The following is a 14,098-nucleotide window of genomic DNA, read 5'->3' on the forward strand; positions in this document are numbered from 1 at the left end:
GATTAGTTAGCATTACCTGATACTGCATTGTTATTCAAGGTCTCTGAAATGGGTAAAGGGAAGTAACCGGTAGCATAGAACTGTGCGGCACCTACATACTCCTGTGTGATTTGAGGATTGTTTCTTGGGTCCGGGCTTGTACCTTGTCTGACTAAGGATCTCGCTCTTGTTTGAGTTGTTCCGGTTCGATCATCATAATATTCATAATCTGCCAGATAATAGGAACTAGATGCTAAATCGGTAAATCTTTCCTTTGCAATCCCCCATCTTCTTAGATCAATAATTCTTTGTGATACCCCTTCTACGGATAATTCAAGCGGACGTTCTACAAACATTAAGTGATCCATCAAGGTTTCTACCGTATAGGGGATACCTTCGGTTAAACTTGCACCCGGATCTAGTAATTGTAAGCCCCAGCGTTGTCTGATAGGGTTGATAAAGTCAATAGCTCCTGCAATATTATTATCACCTCTGAGCAGACATTCCGCATACATAAGGTACACATCGGCTAGGCGATTGACAATAACATTTTTTCCGGATTTCCAACTGGTACCTCCGGTTTCTTCTTCCCTGCTTACAATATCATGGTTTGAATATTTTTTAAAATAACCGTATTTATTTTGATTACTGCCAAAGTTGACTAAAACTGGTGCTGAAGGTGCATTATAGTATTCGGTATCTTCATCATTGACCACAGCAATCATTGCAGACGACCTAAGGGATACCTTTCTTATTCTTCGGTTTCCGGTTGCTCTGTCCATTACTATATTTCTAGGGTCATCTATATCCAAAGGTTCTGTGGCATAGGCATGAATAAGCCAGGAGGCAGCCGTAAATTGCTGGTTAAAACTGGCACCTCCGCCTTCAATCGGAGCTGAAAATCTGGCAAGAGGGGTAAAGAAACTTTCCTGGTCAAAGTTACCATCTTCTATTTGTTGATCCGTTGTGTAATTAATTTCAAAAATAGATTCCGAATTAAAATCACCGGCTTCTGTAAACATGATACTCCAATCCTGAACCAGACGATATCCGTACGCGGCGTTATTGATTACATCTTCAAAGAGTATTTTTGCATTTTCATAATCTTCAGAATATAGATAGCTGGTTCCTAAAATAGTAGCTGCTGTACCCGCAGTTACCCGGGAACGATCTCTCAAGGTTGGTGGCAAATTCTCATAGGCATAGCGCAGGTCTTCTCTAAAAAAGGCAATTACTTCTTCAGAAGAACTTACGGGTTTTGAAAAATCTTCTAATTCTTCCGGAGCTACATCTCGAATCACAATTTCTCCGTTGTTATACAGTGAATGCAGGTAGAAATGAGCCAAACCCCTAAAAAATCTGGCCTGACCCATTTGAACAGTCCATAATTCTTCACTTTTTAAGTCATCATTCATACCTTCTAATCCGGCAATTAGTTGATTAGCCCTCCATATAACCTGATAAAGCGCATTCCATTTAGTATTGATATACTGATTATCTTCATTAATAATCTGTTGATAAATATTTAAGGCATCAATCTCAATATTTCTACCTCTGTTTCCCGGAAAAGCAAAATCAGAACGCCAGGCTTCTTCTCTTGCCCCGACAATAGATTCATTTAGCATTGCTCCGTAAACAGATGTCAGAACAATGTTTGATTCATCCAAACTTTGATAATGAGTCTCCGCAGCTATTTCATTAGGATTCACTTCTTCTACATAGTCTTCACAAGAGCAAATGCTAAGCATATAAGTACAAGCGATAAGTAATCTGATAGTATATGTTTTCATCTGTGTAATTTTAAAATATAATTCTTAAACCCAAACTGTACGTGGAAGTTATCGGAAAACGCGAAGCATCAATACCACGCCTGGCCACGTTATTGCCACCTATTTCCGGATCATAACCCTCATAGTTTGTGATGGTGATAGGATTTTGTGCACTAAGGTACAATCTAAAGGTGTTTAGCTTAAGGGCTTCACAAGTATCATCCGGTAGCGAAAATCCAAGGGTAACCTGTTTTAGTCTTAAATAATCTCCGCTTTCTAACCAGAAATCCGTTGTTCCGGCAAAGTTGGGATGTTCTGTGGATCGCCCTCTAAATGAGGGAATATCAGACTGAGGGTTATCCGGGGTCCATTGATTGACCAAGTCCTGATGACGACGAAAACCATAAGTTGCAGCTTTATTCCCATTTAAAATTTCTGAACCTACGGTACCAAACCAGTTCATGGAAAAGTCAAAACGTCCAATATTATAATTCAGGTTAATACCGTATTCAAAATCAGGAAGGCCACTGCCCTGATAGGTTCTGTCTTCAGTAGTAATATCCCCGTCGTTGTTTGAATCTACGTAGCGTAAGTCCCCCAGATTTGCATTTGACCTGGATGGAAATCTTCTATAGGCTTCAAGTTCTTCCTGGGTTTTAATAGTACCATCAGTTTCAAATAAGAAAAAAGATCCTGCTTCAAAACCTTCTGCAATTACCGTTACTGTAGAGGTAGGGTCTCCGCTAATTAAAGCAGAATTGCTATTAAATACTACGCCGTTGCTCACTACTTTAGTTATTTCATTATCATTTGTTGTAAAGACACCTCCGATACTAAAATTACCTTTTCCCAGGGTACTTCTGTAATTTGCTGATATTTCCAAACCTCGATTGGTCATATTACCAAGATTAAGGGTTAATTGAGGGTCATAAAAAGCACCTGCGGACCCGGGCAGAGTGACTGGAAATAACATATCTTTCTTTTCTGTGTCGTAATAGTCTACGGTTAAGTCAAACTTATTATTGAACATAGAAAGGTCAAAACCAAAATTATCTGATATAGACGTTTCCCATCTTACATCCTCGTTAGCATAAGATCTTATAGCGTAACCAAAATCTATTGAATTATCATTCGGGTCAAAAACATAATCAGCAAACGGTGCCAGGGTAAGGGCAAATTCATAATCATCAAAACTATCATTTCCTACCTCCCCATGACTAAACCTAAGCTTAAAGTTGTTAATTACTTTTTTTATGGGTTTCCAAAAAGATTCCCCGGAAACATTCCATGCAGCGGCGATAGAAGGAAAAGTTCCCCATCTAAATTCTCTACCAAACCTGGAAGAGCCATCATAACGTGCTAATGCGGAAAGTACATACTTGCCGCCGTAATTGTATTGAATTCTACCTAAAGTACCTACACGTTTTGTAGTAAAATCAAATCCGCTACCTACGTTTTCGTTGATTGTACCTCCATTAAGTATACTGATTGAGTTATCCGTAATTCCTTCTATGGAAGCAAAGAACTGTTTGTTATTATCCTCTTCCAGGGTAACTACACCCTGAACCCCGATACTATGTTTACCTATTTTTTTCTTATAACTTAACCCACCATCCCAGCTAAACTTGGTAGTTCTTGCAGAACTGGTAGTAACTCCACTTCGTGTAGGGTCTACTTCTACGCTGCCATCGTCTACGTTAAACAAATCAAATCTAGGTCTAAATACGTTTCTAAAGTCATTGGTAATAGAAGAACCGACATTAGTGATAAGATCCAAATCATCGGTTAATTTACGAGTAATACCCAGGCTTATATTAGTACGGTCTCTATTACTATCATTTTTCTGCTTTAAGGCCTGCCCTAACCCGATAGTAGGAGTTCGGGTTCCACCACTACTATTTACCAGTGCAATATCTGCATCCGGATCAATTTCAGGAAAATAGGGTAGGTATCTACTGGCGGTAACAATTAAACCGGTACTGGATTGACGCCTGGTTTCATTGGTAATAGCGACGCTGGCATTTATTTTCCAATTATCAGTGTTATAGATAGCAGTAATACGTGCATTGTATCGTTTAAAATTTGAATTTATTAAGGCTCCGTCCTGATCAAATAAACTTCCGTTAGCACTATATGAAAACTTTTCTGACCCTCCTGAGATGTTTAAGTTATAAGTAGCTATATCAGCTGCATCTACCAGAACAAAATTATCAAAGGTATTGTCATTATTAAGCCATTCCGGGTTATTATTGATAAGGGGTTCAAAACCACCAAAATTTTCAAAAGTAGTTAATTCAAAAAATATCTGATCTTCGGTATTCATTAGGGGTGTACCCTGACCTAAGAATTGAAAACCGTTGTTTAATTCAAAATCAATTTTCATAGCTCCTTCCTTTCCGGTTTTAGTAGTAATTAGAATTACTCCGGCTGCACCACGAGAACCATAGACTGCTGTGGATGCTGCATCTTTAAGAATATCTATAGTTTCAATTTCATTAGGAGAAAGACCGGGATCTCCGATTTGAGGAATACCGTTAACTACATATAAAGGGGTATTGCCGCCACTCAAGGAAGTAATCCCTCTGATCTGAATATTTGCGGCTTCACCGGGTTCACCGGAGGCAGAGGAAACACTTACTCCTGCCACTTGCCCCTGCAATCTGGAAGCAACATCAGAAGTTATAAATTGATTAATATTTTCTGATTCTAATCTGTTCACCGCACCGGTTACTTCTTTTTTTGTAACCGTACCGTAACCTACAATAATCACCTCTTCTAAACTCTCATTGTCTTCTACCATCGTCACATTAAGTGTAGTACCTGTCACTTCGACTAATTCTATTTTTAAACCCAGGTATATAAATTCTAAAATATCCCCTATTCTTGCTTTTATGGAATATTTACCGTCAAAATCAGTCGTGGTACCTACTGTAGTACCTTTAATTACAATAGAAACCCCTGGAAGAGGTGAATCATCTACCTGGTTTTTTACGAATCCTGTTACTTCAATAGGATCGGTCTCCTGGGCATACGTACCGAAAACCATGACTACAAAGAATAACAAAGAGAAAAACACACTTCTTAATAAAGTTATTTTTTCTATGGATTTTTTATTTTTCATACAGGTGTAATTGTGTTAATGCTTAATGAATTTTAAAAGATATTATGGTTATTAAATGGATTTGAATATAGGTTTAGAAATTCATATTATGAACACTATAACTTATACACGCTAATTAGTATTTTATTTATGTTTTTAATTGAAATCCTACTAAAATTAGGTATTGTTAATACTACTTTATTGTAGGCTGTATTACTTAATAAGTTTGTCATAAAATTTAAAAAGGGTTGAAATATATGCTTCAACATTAGTTAATGAACACATAATATTTTAACACTTTTTATGTAAATGTCATTAAATTCAGTCAGGGGTATGTATATTTCCGTAAATTTAATGTGTTTTATAGTATATCAGTATAAGTTAACTATCTCGCTTAGAGATACATAAATATCAAATTTAGTTTTAATTTTTATAGTCAAATCCTTTATTATTTTTCACTTGTAAGGTTTCTTTTGTACTTTTATCTGCCATCACATGGGTTTTAACGGTGCCTTGATAACTATTTTCTATTAATTCTACGTTTTTACAATTTTCAAAATGAAATAAATAAGCTTCAGGGTACAATTGCTTTAAACCAGTAGTTTGAGTAATATGATTATTTCTAATAGTGAGGTTTTCAGATCTTAGTGCCCAGACAACTCGATTATCAAAGGTTTCTATAATATTATCCTCAAAAATAATATTTCGGTCATATATTTCATTTTGATTAAAGCCTTTATTAAACTTTGGTGAAATGTAAAATACAGCATGTTCTGCACCGCCGTGAGCACAATTTTCAAAATGGTTGTTTCTAATTATTAAATCTTCAACTGCACCGGATTCGTACCAGTTGACCATCTCTCCCCTTAACATTATCGAAGACATCTCCGAAGACAAATAATTATTTTCAATAAGGATTTTATAAGGGGTTTTTAGCATCATGTTTCTGGCCCGATGTTTAGAAATACGGCAACCACGCATCGTGAATGAAGGGTTCCAGGTTTTGTTTTCCAGTACATCTCCTGTTTTTAAACTAGTAGGTAACTTATCTTTAAATTTTAAAGTCGTATACTTTTCATTGACCATATTTACTTTAGTTACCGTATTTACCTCAGCCCTATCCGGACTGGGCTTTTTAATAAACCAAATTTCATCACCAACCCCGGCAAATTCAAAACCCATCTGTTCAAAATGCTGAAATGCAACCCTGACGGTGTACTCATCTATTATTTTATTAACAGTAACATAGGTGCCATGCACGTTTGTACCATCATCCAGCATTCCTTCAATCCTACAATTCTCAATTAAGATATCTCCCTTACAATTAGCAAAATGTGTAGCATCTGCGGTACTGGAAATATATCGATCAGACCCATCCCGTGTATAAACACCAGAATTTGTAATTTTGATATTTTCAGTACGCTCAAATAGAAACCCCATACCTAATGCGTGATGTATAATTACCTGATCGATAAGAATGTTAGCGGAGTTTTGGGTTTGAAATGCAGGTGCGTAACGATTGAGTTCTTTTTCACCTTTAGCTGCAAGAATGCATCCTACCGGTGGGTAATGTTTTAATTTTTCATAAAACCTAAAAACACCTCCATCCAGTTTTTCAATTTTGGTAGAATTAAGGTGCAATCCCCAGGCTCCATGGGCGGTTGCTTTTGTTTCCTTGTCAAAGCAATGTGCATGTCCAAAGCTTTTAAAGCTAAAGTCATTTATATCAGGAAACGAAATTTTATCATTTTTATATAGCCAATTATAACCATCTTTAAAGGGAATAGCGTCAAAATAACCTGCCTGTTCGTTTACTGCGGTAACTTCAGCTTGAAAAATTAAAGGGATATCCCAATCAATCGTTAAGTTTTTGATGGTAATTTTTTTGCAATTTTCAAATTGAAAGGGTGCGGTCAAACCGTTGAATATAAATTCGGAACCATTTCCTTCTATGTCGATAGTATCAAAATCTTCAAAACGAAATATGATTCTTTTATATCCGTTGCCATGGTTAGTAATAAAGGAGTACTTACTTAAAGCATATTCCGGAAGGAACTTATAAATCCCTTTTTCAAATACCAGTTTTAAATTTTTTTCTTTTACATTTTCTAAGGCTTCCCGGATGACCAGGGTCATATCCTTTTCGGAATGTTTTATTTCAATCGTCTTCTGAGCCTGTATAGCAATTGTTTTTAAGGATACAAATAGAATGGTGAAAACCAGAAAATTCTTGTTTATGATCATTATTTTGGATTAATCTTTACGAATACTCTAAAATACATTGAAAGGCATGTCAAAATTGTGGTTGTGCATTTATTAGTTGTCTACGTAGGTCAAAATTCCAAACAGGCTTTATCTAGGGTTTTAGTTGTATTAGCACCTTAAAAGCTATTGCATACTTTTAAAGAAACAGATAAATGTTTGTTGTGATCTTATAAATTAACGCCACTACCTTGTAAAGAGGTGTCATGTCCCCAGATAATCATCCACGGATCTTTGGTCTTTGCCTGATATGCTTTCATTTTAGTTTTCAGAAGTTTCAGAGTGGCTTGATGTCCTTCAATAGTAGCAAGATTATGTATTTCGTCCGGGTCATCAGATAAATTATATAGTTCAAATTCTGGTCTAAACAGGTAATCCTTTACCTTTTTATTTCCGAAGAATTCCTTTTTTGCCCTGTAATTAGCTTGCCAGGTGGAAGCCGCCCAAAGGTCTGAAGCAAACGGATATTCTAAACGGTAAGCGATGTTCCAGATCAATTTATAATTTTTATGCCTTATAACGCGCATTGGGTAATACATAGTAATTTCATGGAAGGTATGAGAAGCGTAAATTTCTTCCCATCCGGTAGGGTTTTCTTCTGCTATAATGTCATTAAATGAGTTTCCGTGAAAGGTGTTTTTAGTATAATTAACCTTCGCCATATCCAAGATGGTAGGGGTTAAATCTACCCAGGATATCAAAGCATTATTTGTTGTTCCACCACTAATTTTTTTTGTTGGATCTTTAATAATACAAGGCAATTTTATGCCAGGCTCATACACGGTGGTTTTTGCACCGGGAAAAGCCATTCCATTATCAGATATATAAAATACAATGGTATTTGCTGCCTTACCGGTTTCTTCCAGCATTTTCATAAGTTTGCCGAAGCCCTGATCGATACGTGAAATGCTTTGGTAGTATTGCGCTATTTCTTCACGGCTCTGTTTAGTATCTGGTAGAAACGAAGGGACGAGCACCTCTTTTGGGTCATAAATTATTTGGTCAACTCCGGTATATCCTTCTTTTTTATTTCCAAAATTGTTAGGAGCGTCCCAGGGATCCGGTTCAAAAGGATGTCCGCGATGTGGGTCGTCTGTACAAAAGTATAAAAAGAAAGGTTTTTTAGAATTTAATACCGTTTCACATTTTTGTGCCATCGCTACGGTATTTCTCGGATCTGCTTCCAGTACCGTATTAAAATGATATACTTTTTCCGGTGCGACATGATATTTACCAATCCGGGCGGTTTCATAACCTTCTTTTTCTAATAATACGGGTAGTGACTTTATAGAATCGTAAGTACTAAAGTGATGGTAGTCATGTACGTGTCCGTAAGATCCGGTGGCATGACCAAATTGACCGGAAAGAATTACGGACCTACTGGCAGCACAACTGGCACTCGTACAGTAAGCATTATTAAATTTTACGCCTTCTTCTGCCAACTTATCGAGATTTGGAGTTTTTATAACCGGATTTCCATAGGCGCCAATCGCATCCAGACCGTGATCATCTGCTACAAACAAGATGATATTAGGTTTTGATGAATTACCGGAGGTTTCGGTTACTGTTATTATTGATTTTGTTTTGTTTTTTGATTGTTCGGAACAGCCTATGATAATAGATGTCAGTACAAATGTTAAACTAAGTAGAAGGGTTTTTTGAATTTTTGTCATGTAATTATTATTCAATAGGTAAAGACTATTTGTAACGTAATTGTTTAGCTAAATGAATATTAAATAGTATGATTTTCCCTTTAGCTACAATTAAAAAGAGATTTTATTTCACAATAAAATCTCTCCTTTGTCATGGTAAACATAGCGATTATTAACTCTTTATCATTTTAGTTTTATAAACCTTACCTTCATTTACTACTTCTACAAAATAAATACCACTTCCTAAATCTGATACGGATAGGTTTTTTGTAATATCTGAATTTTGAATAGTTTTTACTTTTACACCCAAAAGGTTATAGATACTAACATTACTGCCTATCGGACTAGTGATATTAATGTAGTTAGTAAAGGGATTAGGATATACTGCAACTCCTTCTAACGTCTTACTTGGTACATTAAGAGTAGTTGGCTCTACAATTTGTATTCGATTAATTTGAATAGTATTTCCGTCTAACATGCCCCCTCCGTCAAAAACAAACCGAAGCCTGAACTGAAAGGTTCCTACCCACGTGGCTTCTGATGAAGGAATGCTTATGATATAGGATTGTTCAGAAGTATCCGCAGCACTTATATTTTGTCTGGCTACAATTGTAGTTGTACCACCTGCTAAAGTTTGAACTACAACCTCATTAGCATTTGAATTATTAATAACATCTATAACAATCTCTGTAAACGTAGCAGGATCTCCTACAGAAGTTCTGCTTCGTCTTAATTGGGCGTTATTTCCGGTTCCTGTACCTAAATTAAAGAAACCACCGGTTACCGTACCGGTTACTCCGGGACCGCCGGTCGTAAAACCTTCCAGGTCACCGTCTGTGTTAAAATTAGCATCGACCTGAGCAAAGGTAAAATTAACTATAAGTAGGGTTAAAGACAGAAGAAGGGGTTTAAGTATATGTTTTTTCATTTGAATATAGTTTAAAGGTTACTATATCAAATGAAGGTAGATTTTTGTAGGAATATGTATTTTTCTGTAATAAAAGTGTAGTTATAAGTCAATTAGATAAAAGCTAAAAATCAGTTACGTCTTGTTATTTTTAATTTAGCCGTATTTTTCAGTTTGCGATTTAGCATACTTGCCGGGGGTTACGTTATAATGTTCTTTAAAGAGTTTGCTGAAATGAGTCCTGCTTTTAAACCCTGTCATCACATATACTTCGTTTACAGAAAGTTTGTTTTGTTGCACTAATAAATCCGCAGCTTTTTTCAAACGGTATTTTTTTAGGACTTCAAAAGGTGTAAGGTCGGTTAATGCTTTTACTTTTTGGTAAAAATGAGTTCTGTTCATATACAATTCTTTAATAAAATCGTCCAGGTTAAGGTTTTGATTATCCAGGTTGTCTTCTATTAGGTTGTATAATTTTTCAAGAAAAGCATTATCGTTTCGATTGTTGATATTATTTTCTTTGGTAAGGGGGATACCTATCTGAAAACGCTTTCTTAATTGTTGCCTGTTACGGAGTAAGGCTTCTATCCTGGTAATTAAATGCTCAATATTAAAAGGTTTTCTAATGTAGTCATCCGCTCCGTCCCTGATACCTTGTATCTGATTTTCGATATCGGCAAGAGCGGTAAGTAAAATAACCGGAATATGACTGGTTTTAATATCTGATTTTATACTTTTACACAGGTCTAGACCGTTCAATACGGGCATTTGTACATCACTTATTACAATATCCGGCCACATTTGATCCATTTCATCCAGGCATTCTTTTCCGTTACTGAATGTTTTTACTTTAAAGAATTTAGATAAAGCTTCAGAAATATACATACGCATATCTGAATTATCTTCAACAAAAAAGATAAGTATTTCAGAAAATTCACTGTCAATTACAATTTTAGACAAGTCATCTTCTTTTATCATTTGTTCTTCAAAGGTAAATTCATCTTCAGCGGTTAATATGGTTTTTTGAATGAGATCTTCATCTTTAGCTTCTTTCTTTTTCACCACGGGAAGCCTGACAAAGAACGTAGTACCTTTATGCAATTCACTTTTTGCATAAATATAACCGTAGTGCATTTCAACTAATCGTTTGGCAAAAGCCAATCCTATCCCCGAACCGTTAATATGCTTGTTATGCTGTTTATGCGACTGATAAAACCTCTCAAAAATATGAACTAGATCTTTCTGATCTATCCCATTGCCGGTATCTTTTACTTTTACAATAAGGTCTTTTCCATGGCTCTCCAGTTCAATAGTGATAGCATCGTTTGCTTTTGTATATTTAAAAGCGTTGTTAAGTAAATTGTTGAATACCTTTTCTAATTTATCCTGATCTGCAGAAACGATAATATCCGGATGATGACTGATGACTTCTAATTGTTTCTGATCATTTTTTGCCATGAACCTGAAGTCCATAATCAGCTCTTCTATAAATGCGTTAAAATGAAAACGCGTATAATTCATTTTTAACAGGTTTGCATTTGCTTTTTGAAAGTCATGCGTCTGGTCAACCAGTTGTCCTATTTTTTTGGACTGTCTTCTGATAAGTTGCAATTTTTCATTAATATCCGGGATATACCCGAACTTATCGGATAAATTATCTACCGGTCCTTTAATAAGGGTTAGCGGTGTTTTTAATTCATGAGAAATATTAGAAAAAAACCGAAGCTTTTCTTCATTAGACCGGGTAATAGTATCAATCTCTACCTGTTCAAGCTGTAGATTATAATTTAATTTCTGGATTCTAAGTATAATTTTAATAACTATAAATAATAGTAGTAAAGCGCCTAAGCCATACAATAGATAGGCTTGCCATGTTTTCCAGAACGGAGGGGAGATTATGATGGATAGAATTTTAGGTTTTGTCCATTCTCCTAATGAATTAGAGGCTTTTACTTGTAGCGTATATTGTCCGGGGGGCAGTCCGTTATAATATATGTTTTGCTCATCAGATGGTACTTGAATCCATTTTTCATTTACCGGTAATAACCGGTATTTTAAGCTGTGGTTATCAGGATTAGAAAAATGTAAAGATTTTAGTTCAACAGAAAAAACATTCTCGTTATATTTTAATTGTAGTTCATCTACCTGATCTAATGTTGTGTCAAATAAAACCCGATTGGAGATTTTATCACCGGGAGTTACGGATTTATTAAAAATTTTAAATTCGCCAAAGGCTAATCGGGGTAGGGATTCCGTATTGCTAATATTTTCCGGATTAAAGTAGCAAATGCCATCCAGTCCTGAGAAGATATAATATCCGTTTTTAAGTTTAGCTGATATAAACCAGAAGTCCTCAAAGGGTAATCCGTCATTAATACCAAATTTTCTAAAACTCCGGTTCGCAAGATCAAATTTATTTAAGCCAATATTGGTGGAGATCCATAAATTAGCATTATCGTCTGATTGTAAACTTTTGACTACATTATTCGATAAGCCTTGTTTTTCTGAAAAGATTTCGAATTTTGGGGTACCCGTACTGTTCTTTACACGACATATACCACCACCTTCCGTACCCACCCATAATTCTTTATTTGGTAATCGAACTACGGAGGTGATAAAATCACTTGATAATGAATATTTGTCATCAATAGTTTGTGTAAATTGATCAATTTTAAGTTTGTTTACTGCAACATTTGCCTCTAGTTTTATCCTGAACAAACCATTAGAATCCGATCCGAACCATAAGAAATCATACAAAGGATCTACGTATACACATCGAACTAGGGAAAGTTTGTTATCCTTAAAGAAAACATTAGCGTTTAGAGATTCTATGTTAGCTACGGTATTATCCGTATTCATAGTAATTTTATACACATCGTAAAGACCACCAATCCAAATATTACCGTCAGTATCTTCACTAAATGACCTTGGCGTTATCATATCAAATTTGGGTATATGATCAGCTTTAATCTTCTGAAGTGTTTTTGAACCTGCCTTTACCTGGTAGAGTCCTTTGTTTTTAATAGTTAGCCATACATTTTTATTAGAGTCTACATATACGTCTTCCGTATTTTTAGCATCAGTTTTAGATATTGCAAAGGGTAGCGGATTAAATAATTCCTTATTGGTATCGTATAAAGCAATTCCTTCCAGGTTTGCAACCAGATACACCTGACTACTGTCAAGAGGTGCTATATTGGTGACAATACCTGCATGCGGTCCCAGTCCGTTTTCTAATCCCAGTTGATAATTTTTAAACGGATTTTGGTTTACATCAAAGGTAAATATACCTTTGTTAAAGGTGCTGTACCAACAAACTCCTGTACTTGTAACCTGAATTGAACTTGATCTTAATACCCCAGTATCCGGTTTAAAGTAGGAAGTTTTGTAGGCTTTATCTCCTAGAAATAAATCAATATTATCAATATAGATTAAACCATCGTTTAAGGTTCCAAGCCACATATTGTTTAAAGGGTCTATATGTAACGAATGAAACCTAAATGCTTCTAATTTTGTTTGTTTAAAAACAAAGGAAAATGTACTTCCATTTTGCTTAGCCTCAATAATAGCAATACCGTTCTCCAGAAGTACTCCAAAAGAATGATCATTAATTTTAGCAATTGCCTTGGAGTAAGGTATAGAATCACTTAGAATCTTTTTATACGTTTTTGATTCTACATTAAATATAAACAGACCTACGGAAGTAGTGAGCAGGTAATTAGCATTATCTAATGTCACAATGTCAAATGTAATAATGTTCTCTCCTAATTCGCTTTCGGGAGGTCGGTAATTACCGATAAGAGCTTGATTTTGATTAAATAAGAGAACGCCTCTTTTTTCTGTGGTACATACGAGTAATTGCTTCTCTTTATGGTATATAATTTTACGGATGATCGGTCCCGTAGTACCTGATTTTTTTAGTTTGTTTGAATATACATTGGTAAATTTTTGCTTTTGATAGTTATAAATCGAAATACCCTGATCCGTCCCAATCCAGATATTTTGCTGATCATCTTCAGCCATGCATCTTACCCTGTTGCTTACCAGTACATTTTTATCAACGGTATTTTTAAATACTTTAAAACCATACCCATCGTATTGATTTAGTCCGTCATACGTCCCAAACCAGATAAATCCCCTGAAATCTTCTAGTATTGAAGTAACTCCGTTATGCGCTAAACCATCAGAGATCGTAAGGTTTTTCTTTACTTCTAAAAATTTTTCCTGGCTATACAGACATAAAGAGATAAGATAAAATAGGGTAAATAGGTATTTATTTACAGTAAGCATTCAAATCCGGTTACGAAAGGTTAAGAAATTATAATTGACAACGGTACTCTACTTGTTATATGATAAAACATAAAAGCCAGTCACATCAGAATTTACAGATTTTCCGTAAAACCTTGACTGTCACATAGCAGTTGATATG

At 35.5% G+C, this 14,098-nt stretch carries 6 protein-coding genes; all 6 read right to left on the reverse strand.

Features of this window, described 5'->3' with window-relative positions; translation table 11 throughout:
• Window positions 1-2 precede the first annotated feature (2 nt).
• Window positions 3-1,769 carry a RagB/SusD family nutrient uptake outer membrane protein gene (locus NBT05_RS06985; RefSeq protein ID WP_265772777.1) on the reverse strand — a complete coding sequence of 589 codons (1,767 nt, stop codon included), beginning with the start codon at window positions 1,767-1,769 and terminating at the stop codon, window positions 3-5.
• Between the two features lie 10 nt (window positions 1,770-1,779).
• Complete coding sequence (locus tag NBT05_RS06990; protein ID WP_265772778.1) at window positions 1,780-4,869, reverse strand: SusC/RagA family TonB-linked outer membrane protein; 3,090 nt, start codon at window positions 4,867-4,869, stop codon at window positions 1,780-1,782.
• A 402-nt stretch (window positions 4,870-5,271) separates the two neighbouring features.
• Window positions 5,272-7,092 carry a right-handed parallel beta-helix repeat-containing protein gene (locus tag NBT05_RS06995; protein WP_265772779.1) on the reverse strand — a complete coding sequence of 607 codons (1,821 nt, stop codon included), beginning with the start codon at window positions 7,090-7,092 and terminating at the stop codon, window positions 5,272-5,274.
• A gap of 188 nt (window positions 7,093-7,280) precedes the next feature.
• Window positions 7,281-8,783 (reverse strand): sulfatase, encoded by a 1,503-nt coding sequence (locus NBT05_RS07000; protein WP_265772780.1) that lies wholly within the window; start codon window positions 8,781-8,783, stop codon window positions 7,281-7,283.
• A gap of 151 nt (window positions 8,784-8,934) precedes the next feature.
• A complete protein-coding gene (locus NBT05_RS07005; protein ID WP_265772781.1) occupies window positions 8,935-9,690 on the reverse strand; it encodes a T9SS type A sorting domain-containing protein in 756 nt (251 codons plus the stop codon).
• Between the two features lie 135 nt (window positions 9,691-9,825).
• Entirely contained in the window at window positions 9,826-13,959 is a 4,134-nt protein-coding gene (locus NBT05_RS07010; RefSeq protein ID WP_265772782.1) for a hybrid sensor histidine kinase/response regulator transcription factor, read from the reverse strand.
• Between the last annotated feature and the right edge of the window lie 139 nt (window positions 13,960-14,098).

It is taken from the genome of Aquimarina sp. ERC-38 (genome assembly GCF_026222555.1).
Taxonomy (GTDB): domain Bacteria; phylum Bacteroidota; class Bacteroidia; order Flavobacteriales; family Flavobacteriaceae; genus Aquimarina.

Bases quoted from the DNA above. Each gene is read 5' to 3' on its own strand.
- NBT05_RS06990 (WP_265772778.1), bottom strand. From the start codon at position 4,869: ATGAAAAATAAAAAATCCATAGAAAAAATAACTTTATTAAGAAGTGTG.
- NBT05_RS07000 (WP_265772780.1), bottom strand. From the start codon at position 8,783: ATGACAAAAATTCAAAAAACCCTTCTACTTAGTTTAACATTTGTACTG.
- NBT05_RS06995 (WP_265772779.1), bottom strand. From the start codon at position 7,092: ATGATCATAAACAAGAATTTTCTGGTTTTCACCATTCTATTTGTATCC.
- NBT05_RS07010 (WP_265772782.1), bottom strand. From the start codon at position 13,959: ATGCTTACTGTAAATAAATACCTATTTACCCTATTTTATCTTATCTCT.
- NBT05_RS07005 (WP_265772781.1), bottom strand. From the start codon at position 9,690: ATGAAAAAACATATACTTAAACCCCTTCTTCTGTCTTTAACCCTACTT.
- NBT05_RS06985 (WP_265772777.1), bottom strand. From the start codon at position 1,769: ATGAAAACATATACTATCAGATTACTTATCGCTTGTACTTATATGCTT.